The organism is Occultella glacieicola (assembly GCF_004353825.1).
GTDB classification, from domain to species: Bacteria; Actinomycetota; Actinomycetes; order Actinomycetales; family Beutenbergiaceae; genus Occultella; species Occultella glacieicola.
Window position 1 is genome coordinate 185,052 of the sequence record NZ_SMNA01000002.1, and the last position, 16,710, is coordinate 201,761.

A 16,710-nucleotide genomic window follows, 5' to 3' on the forward strand; every position below is an offset into this window, starting at 1 on the left:
TCACACGCGGCCCGCGGCCACCTGCGCCGACGTGATCGTGCCGGGGGCTACCGTCACGACGCTCGCACCAGCCCCGGTGGCGCCGTCCTCGACCACCCGGATCCGGTACTGGCCCGGCGCGAGGTCGACGGCGGCGAACCATCCGGACCCGTCGGTGGTGACGGTGAACGTCTCCCCCGGGGTGCGGCCCAGGGGCCGGATCTCGACATCCACCTGGTCGGCGACCACTCCGCTGCGCAACGTCACGGTGCCCTCGAGGAGGCCGGCTGTGGGCTGGGTCTTCCAGTCCATCTCCGGAACGACCACGTCCCCGGCGAGCGGGCCGGCCCGCAGGGCGGCGGTCACGGCCTCCCGTTCGGCCTCCTTGACGGCCGGGTCCGTGGACGCCGTCGCCGTCGCGCTGAAGTTGGCATAGGAGTATCCGCTCCAACCGTCGAACCCGGCATCGACCGTCTCCTGCGCCTGGGCCACGATGTCCGGCAGCTCGTTCAGGTACAGGGCCGGACCGTTCACCACGTGCCGGTCGGCGCGGAACTCGATCAGTGCGTCATTCCACTCGGTGAACATCTGGGCCTGGGCGGGCATCCAGTTGCGCTTGTAGTTCATCGCGGTGACGGTGTCGATGATGCCCTCGTCGAGCCAGCCGACCCAGTCCTGGAGCACGTTCGTGTACGGGCGGGCGTTCTCCCAGCCGCCGTAACTGACCGGACCGAAGGCGTAGGTGATGCCGTTGATGCTGAGCCGGTCGCTCGGGTCGGAGGCGTACATCGCCACATAGATCTTGCGCACCAGTGCCGAGACCTGGTCGCGGCGCCACTGGCTGAACTCGGCGTCGGTGACAGCCGGCCGGTCGGTGCGCCCGGTCTCGGCGGCGAACCGGGCCAGGGAGGTCTCGGAGTAGCCCCAGTCGTTCTGGAACTCGCCGGCGTTGTAGTCCGGGTAGCGGATGTAGTCCAGGTTCACGCCGTCCACGTCGTAGGTGTCCGTGATCGAGGTGATCGCATCGACCACGTAGTCCACGGCGGCGGGGTTGGCCGGGTCGATGTAGGAGTTGTTGCCGACCAGCTCGGTGCCGTCCTCGCGCTGGTTCAGCCACCGGTCGGCGCCGGTGGCCGAGGGCCCGTGCGCGTTGAACGCGTGCTCCGGGGAGGTGGGCGGGGTGGCCGAGTTCCACAGGGTGGTGGCGTTCACCCAGGCGTGCACCTCGATCCCGGCGGCATGGGCGACCTCGATGATCTCCGCCAGCGGGTCGTACGGCGCAGGGTCGATCGCGGCGTCGGTCCGCGGGTAGAGCGCGTCGTTGCAGAAGCAGTCGAACCTGCGCCCGACCTGCACGATCAGGGCGTTCGCACCGAGGTCGCCGGCGTCCTCGACCAGCGCGGTCACCTGCTCGGGTGTGTAGATGCCGACGTTGAAGGCGTCGACCCAGAGTGCGCGGAACTGCTCGGACTGTTCTTCCGGTTCGTCGGCGGTGGCCGGACCGGCCAACGCCAGGGCCGGCACCATCGCCAGACCCAGGACTGCTGCGAGTGATCGTCGCATGTTCCCCTCCAAGTATGAGATTGCTGTGATCGTCGATGATCAGATCCCGGTGGCACCGGATCGGGTGCGGCTGTACCTCCTCTCCGTGACCGCGTCCCGGGTGGCCTCCAAGGCCGCCTGGCTCGCGTCGTAGGTGCGTTGGGCGATCGCCACGAACACGCAGTCCACGACGGTGAGCTGAGCGAGGCGGCTGGCGGTCGCCCCGGACCGGAACGTGGTCTCCCGGGCGGCGGTGAGCAGCACATGGTCGGCTAGCCGCGCGATCGGGGACTCGGGGGCGTTCGTCAGGGCGACCGTGGTGGCGCCCCGGGCACCGGCCAGACGCAGCGCCTCGACCGTGTCGATGGTGGTCCCGGTGTGGGAGATCCCGATCGCCACATCCCGCTCGCCGAGCAGTGCGGCCGACGTGAGGGCGAGGTGGGTGTCGGAGTGGGCGAACGCGACCCGCCCGATCCGGTGCAGTTTCTGCTGCAGGTCCGTCGCCACGGTGCCGGAGGCGCCGACGCCGTAGAGATCCACCTGCCGGGCCGCCACGATGGCCTCCACCACCGCCTCGAGTTCCGGGACGGACAGGGAGCGTGCGGTGTCCTCGACGGCGCGGGCGTCGGCGTAGGCGATCTTCGCGATCACGCTCGCCAGGTCGTCACCCGCGGCGATGTCACCGGTGCGCAGCTCCCGTTCGGCGGCGGCGTCCGTGCGCCCGGTCTCGGCGGCGAGGGCGAGCCGGAACTCCCGGTACCCGCCCAGACCCAGCACGTGGCACAGCCGCATCACCGTGGTCTGGCTGACCCCGCTCGCCGCGGAGAGATCGGTGATGGTGGACCGGGCGGCCCGGCGCGGATCGTCGAGCACGTACTCGGCCACCCGGCGCATCGAGGGCTGGAACTGGTCCAGGCCCCCGCGCAGGCGCAGCACCATCGGGGCCTGGATCATCCGTGACGTTCTCCACGGGCCGCGGCGACGGCCGAGCGCACCCCACCGGGATCGGCCGACCGGGTCGCGTCGGGCGGGAACTGGGCGATCAGCTCCCGCGCCTGGCTCACGTCGATCCCGGCGATCAGCGCCACCAGCGCGGTGCGCGGGTCCCCCGCCGCGGCCAGCACGGCCGCGCACCGCTCCGGGTCCTGGTCGGTGGCCTGGACCAGCATCCGCACGGTTCGGGCCCGGAGCTTCTGGTTCGTGGGGGCCACCTCGGTCATCAGGTTCGAGTACGTCTTGCCGAGCCGGACCATGACGGCGGTGGAGAACATGTTCAAGACCATCTTCTGCGCGGTGCCCGCCTTCATCCGCGTGGAGCCGGTGATCACCTCCGGCCCGGTGTCGACCAGGACGGCCACGTCCACGCCGTCGGCCAGGGTGGCGCGGGGGTTCGTGGCGATCAGGGCGGTCCGGGCACCGCGCGCCCGGGCATGCTCGAGCGCCCCACCCACGTACGGGGTCCGCCCGCTGGCGGCGAGGCCGATGACGAGGTCCGCCGGCCCGATCTCGCCGAGGTCGGCCGCCCCCGCGGCCGGGTCGTCCTCGACGCCTTCCACGGCGTGCATCATGGCTCGGTCGCCACCGGCGAGGTGGGCGGCAACGGTCTCGGCGCCGACCCGGTAGGTGGGCAGCAGTTCGACGGCGTCGAGCACGCCGAGCCGGCCGGAGGTTCCGGCGCCGCTGTAGTGCACCCGCCCACCCGCGCCGAGGGCGGCAACGGCGAGATCGACCAGGGCCGCGACCCGGTCGGCGACGGCTGCCACCGCGGTCAGCACGGCGGCGTCCTCCGTCACCATCAGCCGCACCAGCTCATCGGTGGGCAACCGATCGAGGTCCTCGGTGCGGGGGTTGCGCTCCTCGGTGGGTGAGCGCAGGCCCAGCACCTCGCGCCAGTCGTGGGACGTCTCAGCCATGGTCAGCCTTCCTCGAGGACGAGTCGGTGCACCGGTACCCGTCCGGGCGGGCACGGTGCGGGAGCGGGCGGGGTCAACGAACCGAGCACGACGGCGGAACTCGCCCCGGTCGCTCGTCGTCGGCCCCCGGCGGGGGCCGTGCCGGGCAGACCGCGTGCCGACAGGTAGCCGAGCAGCGCGAACAGGTAGGCCTCCTTCGCCTCGGCCGCCAGCCCGAGCGTGTCGGAGGTGACCAGGCCCGGTAACCGTGAGCGTAGTCCGGCCATCAGGGTGGCGTTGCGCACACCGCCGCCGGACACGACGACCCGCTCGGTGCGGGGGCCGTCGCGGCCGATCGCCTCGGCGATGGTCCGGACCGTGAGTTCGGTGAGCGTGGCGAACAGGTCGTTGCCGGAGGGCACGGCCACCCCGGCGGCGCTCAGCACGACGCTGACGTATCCGCCGTCGAACGTCTCCCGACCCGTGCTCTTCGGCAGCGGACGGGCGTAGTAGGGGTCCGCGAGCAACGCGGCCAGGGCGCCCTGGTCGACACGACCGGCCCCGGCGAGCGCGCCGTCGGGGTCGAACGCGCGGCCGGTGTGCGTCGAGACGGCGGCGTCCAGGAGGCAGTTGCCGGGCCCGGTGTCCCCGGTGCGCACCACGCCGTCGCCGACCAGGGTGATGTTCGCGATGCCGCCGATGTTCAGGGCCGCGGTCGGACGATCGGCGAGCCAGAGCGCGTCCAGGAGGCTGACCAGCGGCGCACCCTGGCCGCCGGCGGCGATGTCGGCGGTGCGCAGATCATGGATGACCGGCCGGGCGGTCCGCGCCGCGATCCACGCCGCCGCGCCGAGCTGCAACGTCCCCCGCGCCCGCCCGCCGCCCGCACCGTCGACCCCGGCACCGCCGTCGGGCACGGGCTCCACCCAGTGGTGCACGGTCTGACCGTGGCTGACCACCAGGTCCACCGCCCCCCACGCCCCGATCGCCCAGGCGCCCACGTCCCCGAACGCCTGACCGATCTCGGTGTCCAACCGGCACACCTCGCCCAGGTCGGTGGCCGCGGGCGGGAGTGCGGCCAGGATCCGGGCCCGCAGCGGCGGGGGCCAGCCCCGCTCCGTGTGCGCCAGCGTCCGCATCCGGACCACGCCGCCGGCATCGTCGAGGTCGGCGAGTGCCACGTCGATGGCGTCGACCGAGGTACCCGAGCTCAGCGCGAGGACCCTCATCCCTTCACCGCCCCCGCGGTCAGGCCGGACGCGAGGCGGCGCTGGACCACCACGAAGAAGATCACGACCGGCACCGTGATCAGCGAGGAGGCCGCCATCACCGCACCCCAGTCCGCGGTGTTCTGGCCGAAGAACCGCTGCAGGCCGACGGCCACCGTGTACTTGTCCGCGTCCTGGAGGAACGTGAGCGCGAAGATGAACTCGTTCCAGGCGGTGATGAACGAGAACACGCTCGTGGCGACCACCCCGGGAGCCACCAGCGGCAGCAGCACGGACCAGAACATCCGGCCCCAGGAGGCGCCGTCCATGTACGCGGCCTCCTCGATCTCGTTCGGTACGGCGGCCACGAAGCCGCGGAGCATCCAGACCGCGAACGGCAGGGAGAAGGCGAGGTAGACGATCACCAGCCCGAGGAGGCTGTTCAGCATCTGCAGGTTCCTCGCCTGCAGGAAAAGCGGGATCACCAGGGCCTCGAGCGGGACCATCTGCACGATCAGGATCAGCACCAGCACCGACGTGCGGAACCTGAACGTGAACCGCGCCACCGCCACCGCGGCGAGCAGCGCGACGCCCGCCGAGACGAACACGGTGCCGAGGGCGACGATCGCGGAGTTGCGCATGAACTGGCCGAACCCGCCGGTGTCGAGGACCCGGACGAAATGGTCCCAGGTCAGGTTCGTGGGGACCAACGTGGCGCCGCGGTGCGCGGCATCGGCGTCGACGGCGCTCGAGAACATCCAGTACGCGGGGAACAGCGCGAACGCCAGGATCGCGGCCACACCGAGGACCCTCCCGGCGGCGGACCAGGTGAGGGCGCCACCGGGGCGCCTCACAGGTCCTCCTCCTTGAACAGGGTGCGCATGTAGACCACCGTGATGACGAGCAGGAGCCCGGTGAGCAGCACCGCGATGGCCGAGCCGAGCCCGTACTTGCCCTGGGCGAAGGACTGGATGTAGGACCAGACCCCGAGGTTGAAGACCTCCGCGTTGCCGCCGTTCCCACCGGGCATCAGGTAGATCTGCGCGAACACCTTGAAGTCCCAGATCGTGGACAGGATCGTGACCACGGCGAACACCGGCTTGAGCATCGGTGCGGTGATCCGCCAGAACCGGCGCCACGCGCCCGCCCCGTCCATGGTCGCCGCCTCGTAGAGCTCCTTGGGCACGGTGAGCAGGCCGGCGAGCACCGTCACGGCCACGAACGGGAAGCCGTGGTGCACCACGTTGAGAGTGGCGATGGCGTAGAAGCCGAGGCGATCCGTGTACCAGTTCACGGTGCCGGGCTCGATGACGCCGATCGCTGCCAGCGCGCTCGCCACGAGCCCGTTCAGCGGGTCGAAGAGCCAGATCCAGACGTAGGTTCCGGTGACTGCCGGCACCGCCCAGGCGACCATGATCGCCGTCGAGCAGACCGTCTTCCAGAACGTGCCGAGGATGTTCAGGAACAGAGCCACGAGGGTGCCCAGAACCACGGTCAGCACCACGCAGCAGACGGCGAATCCCACGGTGTTCGGTAGCACCACCGTCCACAGGTAGGAGTCGCCGAGGATCTCCGCGTAGTTCGCCCAGCCGACGTAGTTCGACTCCCCGGAGACCAGTTCGCGCAGCCCGTAGTCCTGGAAGGACAGGTTCACGACGCGCGCCAACGGCCACAGCAGCAGCACGGCGAGCACGACGAGGGTCGGTGCGAGCAGCAGCCAGGGGCGCGCCGCCCGCCGCCGGGTGGCCCGGCGCCGGTGCGCGTCCGGGGCCGGCCCGCGCGGCACGATCGGTGCCACGCGGGCCGTGGACGTGGAACTCACCTCAGGACCCGGCGCTGAACGTCTCGTTCATGGCGGCGACCGCCTCCGCGGCCGCGTCCTCGACGCTCATCCTCCCGGTGAGGACGTTCTGGACCATGGCCTCGACCGTCTTCGCACCCTGGATCTGCCCGAAGGCCGGGGTGAGCGGCACGGAGCGGCCCGCCTCCAGCATCTGCTGGGCGAACGGGGCGACCAGCGGGTCCTCGTCGGCTGCGATCTCGGCCAGGGCACTGGCCTGACCCGGGAAGTAACCGGTCTGCTCGGACCAGTCGGCGGCGGCCTGGCCGGTGCTCATCAGCTCGACGAACTCCCAGGCGAGGTCCTGTTGGTCGGAGTCGGACCAGACCCCCAGGTGGGAGCCACCGAGGAACGAGCCGGCCGGACCGCCGTCGCGCGACGGGATCGGGAAGGCACCGATGCTCTCCATCAGGTCCGGGGCATCCTGCGCGATCCGGCCGACCGTCCAGTTGCCGGCGATGATCATCCCGACATTGCCCTGCTCGAACGCGGCGAGCGCGTCCGCCTCGTTCCAGGTGTCCGCGGCGGCGGTGGACGATCCGTGCTCCAGCGCCAGGCCGGTGTAGTACTCGAGCCCTTCGATCGCTTCCGGGGAGTCGAGGGCGGCGGTCCAGGTGCCGTCGGACTCGGTCGCGATCTCACCTCCGGCGCCCCAGACGAACGGGTACAGGCTGTACTGGGAGTCACCCGGGATCGGGAACGGGATCACCTCCGGGTCGGAGGCCTTGAGCGCCTCCACGGCGGCGGTCAGCTCCTCCCAGTTCGTCGGTGGCCCGGCGATGCCCGCGGCCTCGAACAGATCCTTGTTGTAGATGATCGAGCGCACCCCGGCGTACCACGGCATGCCGTAGAGCGCGCCGTCGTAGGTCCCCGCCTCGGCGAGTCCCTCGACGAGATCACCGTCCAGACCGGCCCCCTCGATGCTGGCGGTCAGATCCGCGAGCACCCCGAGTTCGGCGAACTCCGCCGTCCAGGTGGTGCCCACCTCGGCCACGTCCGGGCCGGTGCCGCCCGCGATCGAGGTGACGAACTTGTCATGGGCGCCGTCCCAGGGCTGGAACTGGACGTCCAGTTCGGCTCCGGTACGCGCGGTGAACTCCTGCGCCACGCCGTCGAAGTAGCCCGTTGCGTCCGGGTTGGTGCCCTCCATGATCCAGACGGTGAGCGTCTGGCCCTCGTAGCCGCCGTCGTCGGCGCCACCGCCGGCATCGGTCGGGTCGTCGTCGCCGCCTCCGCCGCTGCAGGCCGCGAGCGCCAGGACGAGCGCGCCGGCCGTGAGTGCGGGAATCGATCTCTTCATGCCGATTACTCCCTCGTGCCCGGCTGTCTTCCCCCGCCGGTCCAGGGTCGTGGTGCGCCGGCCACGTCGCCGACGCCCGTCATGGTGACTACTTCCTGGATCCCCTGCTAATTGGGAAACTATCATCATCCCGGGCACGGCAACAGTGCCGAGCCGAGGAGATCGGCCTTCGTCGGGTTACGGGCGGGCAAGGCGGCCTCGGTCACCGGGCCCGGATGCTCCGGCTCGACGCCGAGCACGGGGGCGCCACCGGCGTTGCCGCACCTCCCGCGGATGCTTGTTACGGTGGTCGCAATGATCTCGGACCGGAAGCGTCGGCGTGCGGCCCGGCGGATCAAGCCCGGTGACGGGCGCCCCCTGAAACGGTTCCGATGGTGGCAGCCACTCTCGCGGACGCTGTTCCACCTCGAGCTGACCGGTGCTGCCGGCGAGCGGGAGACCTGGTCGGTCGACGTGCGCCTGTGGGGCGACTCGGACGGCGAGGTCCGAGCCCAGCTCTACCGCAACGGTGAGCACCACGCCGGATCCAAGCTTCCGGCGGTGTTCCCGGTGCCGGGCGGCTCGATCGAGGTCGTGGCCAGCAACTACGGGCTGCGGCGCTGCCACTTCGTGGGCGACGACGGGTCGGTCCGGCAACTGACGCCGGATCCCACGTCCGCGGAGGGCCGTCGCGCGCGCCTGGAGCGCACTCGTCCCGGTCTCAGCCGCACCATCGGGGTCGTCAGCGTGGCCATCCTGGTCGTGGCGCTGGTCCTTGGCGTCCCGCAGATCGTGGAGGAGATCTCCCGGATCCCGCCGGTCGCGGAGAACCTCGGCACCTTCACCTCACCGATCCAGCTCCCCGGATGGCTCAACATCACGCTCGTGGTCGCCGCCCTGGTTGCCAGCACCGAGCGCGCCATGCGGCTGCGTTACCACTGGCTGCTCGATGGGGGGCTGTTCGACGGGGAGGGCTAGCGCCCGGCCGGGGGCCGACGTCGCGGACTCCCGCCCACCCGTCGAGCGAACCTCAGCCGCGCCGCCGGAACTCGATCGGCTGCTCGAGCAGCGGCTCGAGGGCGCCGCGCTCGTCGTCGGTGAGCCGGCGGGGGCGCCCGGTGGCGGCGTCGACCATGACGATCGACGTCGCCGCCCGGGCGCACACCTGACCATCGGGGCCGTGCACCTCGTAGCAGACCTCGAGGCTGGCCCCGCCGATCCTGCCGATCCACAGCTCGACGTGCACCGGTTCCTGGCGGTACTCCAGCGGTGCCAGGTACTCGATCTCCTGCCGGGCCACCAGCGTGTAGCTGGACGCGCCCGCTCCCCCGGCCAGCACCTTCGTGGCGGCCGACTCGTGGTCGTCGCCCGTGGCCCAGAACGTGGCGATGCGGGCCTCCTCGAGGAGGGTCAGCATCGCCGCGTTGTTGACGTGGCCGTAGGCGTCCAGATCCGCCCAGCGCATCGGCACCGGCACGGTGATCCGCGGCACCCGATCAGTCCCGGGTGAGCTTGCGGTAGGTGACCCGGTGCGGGCGTGCGGCCTCCGGACCGAGCCGCTCGACCTTGTTCTCCTCGTAGTCGGCGAAGTTCCCCTCGAACCAGTACCAGTTCGCGGGGTCCTCGGTGGTGCCCTCATACGCGAGGATGTGCGTGGCGACGCGGTCCAGGAACCAGCGGTCGTGGGAGATCACCACGGCCGAGCCGGGGAAGTTCAGCAGCGCGTTCTCCAAGCTGCCGAGGGTCTCCACGTCCAGGTCGTTGGTGGGCTCGTCGAGCAGCAGCAGATTGCCGCCCTGCTTGAGGGTCAGGGCCAGGTTCAGTCGGTTGCGCTCGCCACCGGAGAGCACTCCGGCCGGCTTCTGCTGGTCCGGGCCCTTGAACCCGAACTGCGAGACGTAGGCCCGCGAGGGAATCTCCACGTTGCCCACCTGGATGAAGTCCAGCCCGTCTGAGACGACCTCCCAGAGGGTCTTGTTCGGGTCGATGCCGCCACGGCTCTGGTCCACGTAGGAGATCTTGACCGTCTCACCGATCTTGAGGTCGCCCGCGTCGAGCGGCTCGAGGCCGACGATCGTCTTGAACAGCGTCGTCTTACCGACCCCGTTCGGGCCGATGATGCCGACGATGCCGGCTCGCGGCAGCGAGAAACTCAGGTTGTCGATGAGGATGCGGTCGCCGAACCCCTTGCGCAGATCCTTGGCCTCGAGCACGGTCGAGCCCAGGCGCGGACCCGGCGGGATCTGGATCTCCTCGAAGTCGAGCTTGCGGGTGCGGTCGGCCTCGGCGGCCATCTCCTCGTAGCGTGCCAGGCGGGCCTTGGACTTGGTCTGGCGACCCTTCGCGCTGGAGCGGACCCACTCGAGTTCGTCCTTGAGTCGCTTGGCGAGCTTGGCGTCCTTCTTGCCCTGGATCTGCATCCGCTCGGACTTCTTCTCCAGGTACGTGGAGTAGTTGCCCTCGTACGGGTAGAGCCGGCCGCGGTCCACCTCGGCGATCCAGCCGGCCACGTGGTCCAGGAAGTACCGGTCGTGGGTGACCGCGATGACCGCGCCGGGGTACTTGGCCAGGTGCTGCTCGAGCCACTGCACGCTCTCGGCGTCCAGGTGGTTCGTGGGCTCGTCGAGCAGGAGCAGGTCCGGCTTCTCGAGCAGGAGCTTCGCCAGCGCCACGCGGCGACGCTCGCCGCCGGAGAGGGTGGTCACGTCGGCGTCGCCGGGTGGCAGTTGCAGGGCATCCATCGCCTGCTCGAGCTGGGAGTCGAGGTCCCAGGCGTCGGCCGCGTCGATCTCGCCCTGGAGAACGCCCATCTCCTCCATCAGGGCATCGAAGTCGGCGTCCGGCTCGGCCATCAGGTTGCCGATCTCGTTGAACCGGTCGATCTTGCCCTTGATCTCCCCGACGCCCTCCTCCACGTTCCCGAGGACGGTCTTCTCCTCGTTCAACGGGGGCTCCTGGAGCAGGATGCCCACGGAGTATCCGGGCGTGAGCCGGGCCTCGCCGTTGGACTCCTTCTCGAGGCCGGCCATGATCTTCAGGATCGTCGACTTCCCGGCCCCGTTCGGGCCGACCATACCGATCTTGGCTCCGGGCAGGAACGCCATCGTCACGTCATCGAGGATGACCTTGTCTCCGTGCGCCTTGCGCGCCTTCACCATCGAGTAGATGTACTCGGCCACAACTCTCCCAGGACTGGATACGGGGTGATCAACCCCTAACCCTACGCACCGCGGCGCGGGATGTCGTATCGCGCCTTCGCCGGGGTCGGCCGACCACGCCGGAGCGGGCCCGCACCTGTGCACCGACGGTGCTCCGCGCCGTCGGCGGCGGTGCGGCCCCCACTTCCGCGCGGGCCGCACCCGCCCGCTCAGAACGGGGCCCCGACCTTCTCGACCAGGGACCGGCCGTCCTCGAACTCAGAGGTGTCGTCGCCGGCGTCCGCCTCCTCGAGGCCGTCGTCCTGGGGGTCCGGCGGCGCCTCCTCCTCGGACACCTCGTCCATGCCGGAGACGTCCACGGTGACCTCACCCACCGAGCCGTCCCGCCGCACCTTCCGGACCGATGCCACCACGCGACTGAGTTCCAGTGCGAACGCGGTCGGGCGGATGACCGGCTCCCAGGCGGTGCCACCGTCCTTGGTGGTGTACTCGTGGAAGGAGAGCCGGCCCTGGACGAGCACGGCGTCACCCTTGTGCACGCTCTCGGAGATGTTGGTGGCGAGGTCCCCGTTCGCCTTGACGGAGTACCACTGGGTGGCGCCGTCCCTCCACTCCTGCGTCTTGCGGTCGAAGAAGCGGGGCGTCGTGGCGACGCCCACGTTGACGAACGGCGGGCGACCGTCGTTGAGGTAGAGCGTGGGCGTTTGACCCACGTGTCCCTGGATCGTGACTTCGACGTCCTTCGGCATGATCGATTCCTTCGCTCGGACCGGCGTGTTCCGGTGGGTTCAAGCGTGGAACCCGGCACCCCGAACCGGGCCTGCCCGGGAACCGGCTGGGGAAGGACCGGCATCGCGGGCCCGGCTGTGGATCGTCAGGAACCGAGCACGCCGCGACGCACGGCGGCGTGCTCGGCGAGCGGACCTGCCGTCGGCTCGCTCAGGTCCTTCGCGACGACGGAGCCGATCGCACCCGTGGTGCGGGCGAGGTAGTCCTCGGAGCGGGCCACCGCCGTCGCCTGTCGTTGCCGCTTCGCGGCGTTCAGCAGCAGCAGCCCTCCGATCAGCACGACCACGCCACCGGCGGCGAGGGCCGTCGCGGGCAACGCCGTGTGAAGCGCCAGGACGACGATCGCCCCCAGGATGAGGGCCACGCCCAGGATCGTGGCGAGCAGTCCGAGGAGCCGGCGGCGTGCCGCCGCGCCGTCGTGCGAGGACGGCAGGTCCTCGTCCGAGAGGGCCTTCCAGACGTGGGCGTCGAAGTCCGCACCGTCGGGGACGGTCGCGGTCACCGCCTCGAGCCACCTCGGCGGGAGTCCGTTCGTGGCCTCGGCGAGCCAGCGGTCCCGGATCGCCTCGATCCGACTGCGGGCCGGCTGCTGGACGGGACTCAGCGCCACACGGCGCGAGCTCGATACCGCGGACCGGATCGACTCGGTCACCGACGGCACTCCGGCGGCGACCGCGATGCGTTCGGCGGTGACCTCCGCGTAGGGAGGCTGCGGTTCGACGTCGCCGAGGTGTGGTCGCAACCGCTCGGCGATGGCGACGATCTCCGAACGCGCCGTGCGGGCACCGATGGACTCCCCGGCGATGACCTCGCCGAGTTCGCGGTGAAGCGCCTCCACCCCCTCGTTGGTGCGAGCGGAGACCAGGCGGATCCGCACGTCAGCCAGTCCGTCCTCGTCGATCAGGCGCCGCACGTCCTGGAGCACCCGGTCGCGGGAGTGCTCGGGGATGGTGTCGATCTGGTTGATCACCACGAGCATGGCCTCATGTCGTGCCGCGAGTGCGCGCAGGTACTTCTCGTGCAGGGCGTTGTCGGCGTACTTCTGGGGATCGACGACCCAGACGAGCAGGTCGATGAGCGGAAGCAGTCGGTTGACCTGGAGGGCGTGGTCCTCCTCGACCGAGTCGTGGTCCGGGAGGTCGAGCAGGACCAGTCCGTTGAGCGCCTCCTCACCGGTGCCGGCGTCCAGTTCGGACACCCGCTGGATCCGCCGCCTCGGGTCCACCTGCAGGAAGTCCAGCAGCGCGGTCGCCTCGCTCCCCCAGACGCAGGCGGCGGCCTGCGCGGTCGTGGGCCGGAGCACGCCGACGTCCGCGAACTCGAGGCGGGTGAGCGCGTTGAACAGACTGGACTTGCCCGAGCCGGTGCCGCCGACGAGCGCGACCACCGTGTAGTCCACCCCGAGTTCGACGCGACGCGTCACCGCGGCGAGGTCGAGCCGGGCCTGGGTGACGACATCGGAGTCGATCCGGTCCGCGGCCAGGTCCAGCGCCGCATCGATGTCGGCGATGCGCCGGCCCAGTTCGGCGCCGGCGTCCTCCGCGTTGCTCACAAGTACCCCTTCAGCTCGCTCGCGCGTACCCGCAACCGGTGCGCCGCTCCGTCGTCGAGACCGACTCCGTCGAGCGCAGCGACGAACACGTCGGCCTCCGCGTTCACCGCGACCTCCGCCCAGTCGGCCAGGTCACCGCGCAGGCGTGACACGGCGGCGACCCCGCGGTCGCCGAAGATGCGACGCACGGCACGCTCGGCGCCGTCCAGTCCCGCGGCGGCCACCTCGACCAGGGCGGACAGGGCGTCCGGCTCCAGCCCGGCATCGTCACCGGCCGGCTTGAGCGCGCCGCAGACCTCCGCGACCACGTCGTCCCATTCCTTCACGAGTTGTTCGAGCCGTGTGGTCCGCGCGGTCGTCGAGGCCTCCGCGGACACCAGCTCCGCGACCTGCCGGCCGGCCGGCGTACGTTCGGCCGCCGTCCGGACCAGCCGCTCGCCGCGTTCGGCGGCCTCCTTGACGAGGGTGCGGGTGGCCCCGATCGCCACCTCCCGCAGATTCCGCACCGACTCGTTCCGGGCCTTCGCGGCCCGCCGGAAGCGCCAGGTCTCGAAGACGTTCGAGGACGGCGCCACGAGCGGTGCGAGGATGCCACCGCTGCTCGCCCCGGCGAGCCAGGTGGTGGTCGGTGCTCCGGTGGCGGCGGCGCCGGAGGCCACGTCGGCCTTCGCCTGCTCGGCAGCCGTCGACGGCGCCGCGGCCAACTGGTTGCGCAGGGCGAGCGCGGTCCGGCGCTGGGTATCCAGGGCCGCGGCCACGTCCTGCACGTCCTGGCGCAGTGCCGGCCAGGCGCCGCGGACGGTGCGGGCGATGATGCTGCGGGACTGGCTCTGGGCACCGAGCACGGTGAGCCATTTGGAGAACTCCTGGACCCGCTCGGGGGGCAGCACACCCTCGTGCGGGCCGACGTCCGGGATCACGAAGAACGGGACGGCGCCGAAGCCCTGGGCGTCGAGCCGGTCGAAGAGGTCGCGACGAACCTTCCCGAGCCCGGCCCGTTCGACCCGGTTCAGGACGACCGCCAGGGAGACCCCACGCTCGGAGGCGGTGTGCAGTCGCGCCCACGGCACGGCGTCCCCGTACCGGGATCCGGTGGTGACGAACACCCACAGGTCCGCGAGTTCCACCAGTTCGTCGGCCAGCCCGCGGTTGCCGGAGTGCACGGAGTCGAGGTCCGGCGCGTCGAGCAGGGCGAGCCCGCGGGGAACCTCGTCATGGACGCTGACCCGGGCCACCTCGATGACCGGGTGCGACTCGAGCAGCTCGGCGTCCTTGGGATGCACCACGAGGACCGGTTCACGCGTGGTCGGGCGCAGCACCCCAGCCTCGCTGACGTCCGAGCCGACCACCGAGTTGACCAGGGTGGACTTGCCGGCGCCGGTGGAACCGCCGACCACCACGATGACGGGTGCGGCGACCTGCTTGAGGCGGGGCAGCAGATGGTTGCGGACCTGCGTCGAGAGCCGGTCGCGGCGGCTGCGGGCATCCTCGGCGTCGGCGGTGTCCAGGGGCAGGGACGCGGCGTCCAGGTTGCGGAGCAGGTCCTCGATGACCTCGACCATCGGCAGCCGCTCCGGACGCGGGCTCACGTCCGGTTCATCGGTGGTGGTGGGGGTGTCGGTCACGGAGCCTAGCCTGCCCGTTCCGGGTGCGTCGGACCAAACGGGCACCTGGGCACCGCGCGTGATCGCGTCGGGGCCGTGCCCGGCCCGGCTGCGGCGGTTCGGGAGGGTCGGGGCACGTTGAACATCCTATGCGGGACGCGCCGCCACGCGGAGGCGCGGCCCCGGCCCGGATATCCTGAGCGGGCGCCCTCGTAGCTCAATGGATAGAGCAACGGCCTTCTAATCCGTAGGTTGCAGGTTCGAGTCCTGCCGGGGGCACCGCTGCGACGTCCCCGGACGGCTCGCCCGGCACGGGAGCGGTTCAGGGTCGCGGCGTCCGGCGCGCCGCCTCCGCGAGCAGCTCCCGGACGCCGGGCCGGGCGACGTCGGCGGCGGTGACGAACCGGATGTGGCGGGCCCTCGTCCCGGTGCCCGCGAGGAGCCCGGCCGGGTCCAGGTCGACGAGCTCGGCACCGTTCGCGAGCATCAGGTTCACGTGCCCGCGGTGCGGGACGATCCCGGCGATCAGGTGCTTGTAGGTGCCGGGCTTGTACGTGTAGCCGATCAGTCCCGAGGTGACGTCCTGCTCCTCGACCGCGTCGGGGAGTGTCTCGGCCACCAGTTCCCGGAGCCGTTCGACGACCTCGACCAGGGACGCGTCGAGTCCGTCGGCGATGCTCACGGGGCCGGGCGCAGCGGGACTCTCACGTCGGAGCCGCCCTCCTCGGTGATCCGCTCCCCCATCTGGACGAGGGTGGGCTCGGAGATGAACCCCCCGGCGAACAGGGCCTGGCCCTGCGCGAAGGAGGCCGCGCGGCCGAGGAGCTCCTCGGGCACGAACCCGAAGACGTCGGCGAGTTCGGCCAGGTCGCGGGGGGCGTTCATCCGCATCAGGCCGAGGTTGTCGCACTGCGAGAGCACGTTCGGGTGGATCTTCGTCGGCCGCTGCGTGGACAGCAGCAGCCAGAGTCCGAACTTCCGGCCCTCCGCGGCGACCTGGATGATGCGGTCGGTCAGCGCCCTCTCGACGGCGGTCGCCGGGTCCGGCGGGCAGAGATTGTGGGCCTCGTCGATCACGATCAGGACCGGTCGGCGGGACTCCCGGGTGTTCCAGAGGTGCTCGAACACGCTCAGCGCCGCGACCTTCGGCTCCGCCGGGTGTGCGAAACCACCCAGGTCGAGCACGGTGACGGCGGGGCGCTGGTCGACGATCTCGGTCACCGAGGTCGCACCCCTGGACCACAGTTCCCAATCGAGCACCTCGAGGTTCTCGATCCGGCGGGCGAGCCGGGCCTGACCGGGATCGCCGGAGTCCCGCAGCGACGCGAGGAAACTCTCGTTCGTGAACCTCCGGTGGTCGCCGTCGACGTGAAGGAGGACGTTGTACTCGTCGGCGTCGGCGATCGGGTCGAGCTGCAGGACGGCGGCCTTCGACGCCGCGGACAGGTCGATGAAGGCCGTGTGCAGCCGTTCGCCGCCGATGCGGGTGGAGTGCAGGACCCGGATGTCGGCGCCGGCGATCGCGGCGACGGCGTCCGGGTTACCGCTCGACCGTGTCTCGTGCATCCGGGTGAAGTCGGCATTCGGATCGAGGACGAGCAGCGGCAGTTCGGTCGCGAGCAGGAGCTGCTCCAGCACGACGCCGAGTGCGTACGTCTTGCCCGAGCCGCTCTGGCCGCACCAGAACGTGTGTCGGTTGAAGCGTCCGGCGGCGAGGCGTGCTACCTGCTCGGGCCGCTCCAGTTGGGTACCGATCGTCAGCTCCACGCCGCAAGCCTTCCACAGCCCACTCGGACCGCACAGGGCCTTCGGGCCGTTCCGACCGGATTTCACCCAGGAAGGATGAGCAAGTATGAGCACCGTGCCC

General features: G+C 71.0%; 15 protein-coding genes and 1 tRNA gene. 2 read left to right on the forward strand and 14 right to left on the reverse strand.

Annotation, left to right across the window (positions count from 1 at the left end):
- Genes EXU48_RS03740 through EXU48_RS03770 form a run of 7 tightly spaced genes read right to left on the reverse strand, consistent with a single transcriptional unit; the run spans position 1 to position 7,761 of the window.
- Positions 1–1,542 (reverse strand): family 10 glycosylhydrolase, encoded by a 1,542-nt coding sequence (locus EXU48_RS03740; RefSeq protein WP_133106250.1) that lies wholly within the window; start codon positions 1,540–1,542, stop codon positions 1–3.
- Positions 1,543–1,581: 39 nt separating this feature from the next.
- Positions 1,582–2,475: a MurR/RpiR family transcriptional regulator gene (locus EXU48_RS03745; protein ID WP_207947618.1), complete on the reverse strand. Its 894-nt coding sequence runs from the start codon at positions 2,473–2,475 to the stop codon at positions 1,582–1,584.
- Entirely contained in the window at positions 2,472–3,434 is a 963-nt protein-coding gene (murQ, locus tag EXU48_RS03750; RefSeq protein ID WP_133106251.1) for an N-acetylmuramic acid 6-phosphate etherase, read from the reverse strand. Before murQ ends, EXU48_RS03745 begins: the two co-directional genes overlap by 4 nt.
- Before the next feature lie 2 nt (positions 3,435–3,436).
- Positions 3,437–4,642 carry an anhydro-N-acetylmuramic acid kinase gene (locus EXU48_RS03755; RefSeq protein ID WP_133106252.1) on the reverse strand — a complete coding sequence of 402 codons (1,206 nt, stop codon included), beginning with the start codon at positions 4,640–4,642 and terminating at the stop codon, positions 3,437–3,439.
- The gene (locus EXU48_RS03760; RefSeq protein WP_235856816.1) at positions 4,639–5,475 is read right to left on the reverse strand and encodes a carbohydrate ABC transporter permease; all 837 of its coding nucleotides are present in this window, start codon (positions 5,473–5,475) and stop codon (positions 4,639–4,641) included. Before EXU48_RS03760 ends, EXU48_RS03755 begins: the two co-directional genes overlap by 4 nt.
- Positions 5,472–6,443: a carbohydrate ABC transporter permease gene (locus EXU48_RS03765; RefSeq protein WP_133106253.1), complete on the reverse strand. Its 972-nt coding sequence runs from the start codon at positions 6,441–6,443 to the stop codon at positions 5,472–5,474. Before EXU48_RS03765 ends, EXU48_RS03760 begins: the two co-directional genes overlap by 4 nt.
- 1 nt (position 6,444) lies before the next feature.
- Entirely contained in the window at positions 6,445–7,761 is a 1,317-nt protein-coding gene (locus EXU48_RS03770; RefSeq protein WP_133106254.1) for a sugar ABC transporter substrate-binding protein, read from the reverse strand.
- Between the two features lie 294 nt (positions 7,762–8,055).
- Between EXU48_RS03770 and EXU48_RS03775 the strand changes: the two genes are divergently transcribed.
- On the forward strand, positions 8,056–8,718 hold the full coding sequence (locus EXU48_RS03775) for a hypothetical protein (RefSeq protein ID WP_133106255.1): 663 nt from the start codon (positions 8,056–8,058) through the stop codon (positions 8,716–8,718).
- Between the two features lie 52 nt (positions 8,719–8,770).
- Here EXU48_RS03775 and EXU48_RS03780 read toward each other — a convergent pair whose 3' ends face one another.
- The 5 genes from EXU48_RS03780 to EXU48_RS03800 all read right to left on the reverse strand — a co-directional run bounded on the left by EXU48_RS03780 (position 8,771) and on the right by EXU48_RS03800 (position 14,864).
- A complete protein-coding gene (locus EXU48_RS03780; protein WP_235856817.1) occupies positions 8,771–9,232 on the reverse strand; it encodes an acyl-CoA thioesterase in 462 nt (153 codons plus the stop codon).
- A 4-nt stretch (positions 9,233–9,236) separates the two neighbouring features.
- Entirely contained in the window at positions 9,237–10,919 is a 1,683-nt protein-coding gene (gene ettA, locus EXU48_RS03785; RefSeq protein WP_133106256.1) for an energy-dependent translational throttle protein EttA, read from the reverse strand.
- A gap of 188 nt (positions 10,920–11,107) precedes the next feature.
- Positions 11,108–11,647 carry a single-stranded DNA-binding protein gene (locus EXU48_RS03790; RefSeq protein ID WP_133106257.1) on the reverse strand — a complete coding sequence of 180 codons (540 nt, stop codon included), beginning with the start codon at positions 11,645–11,647 and terminating at the stop codon, positions 11,108–11,110.
- A 125-nt stretch (positions 11,648–11,772) separates the two neighbouring features.
- A complete protein-coding gene (locus EXU48_RS03795; RefSeq protein WP_133106258.1) occupies positions 11,773–13,239 on the reverse strand; it encodes a GTPase in 1,467 nt (488 codons plus the stop codon).
- Positions 13,236–14,864, reverse strand: coding sequence for a GTPase domain-containing protein (locus EXU48_RS03800; protein WP_133106259.1), 1,629 nt, complete (start codon positions 14,862–14,864; stop codon positions 13,236–13,238). The genes EXU48_RS03795 and EXU48_RS03800 overlap by 4 nt, the downstream gene beginning before the upstream one ends.
- 185 nt (positions 14,865–15,049) lie before the next feature.
- On the opposite strand from EXU48_RS03800, the gene EXU48_RS03805 reads away from it, so the two are divergent.
- Positions 15,050–15,122: transfer RNA gene (locus tag EXU48_RS03805), tRNA-Arg, on the forward strand.
- A gap of 43 nt (positions 15,123–15,165) precedes the next feature.
- Here the strand turns inward: EXU48_RS03805 and EXU48_RS03810 are convergent.
- Entirely contained in the window at positions 15,166–15,525 is a 360-nt protein-coding gene (locus EXU48_RS03810; RefSeq protein WP_133106260.1) for a DUF1801 domain-containing protein, read from the reverse strand.
- Positions 15,522–16,610, reverse strand: a complete 1,089-nt coding sequence (locus EXU48_RS03815) for an ATP-binding protein (RefSeq protein WP_133106261.1) — start codon at positions 16,608–16,610, stop codon at positions 15,522–15,524. The genes EXU48_RS03810 and EXU48_RS03815 overlap by 4 nt, the downstream gene beginning before the upstream one ends.
- Positions 16,611–16,710 lie beyond the last annotated feature (100 nt).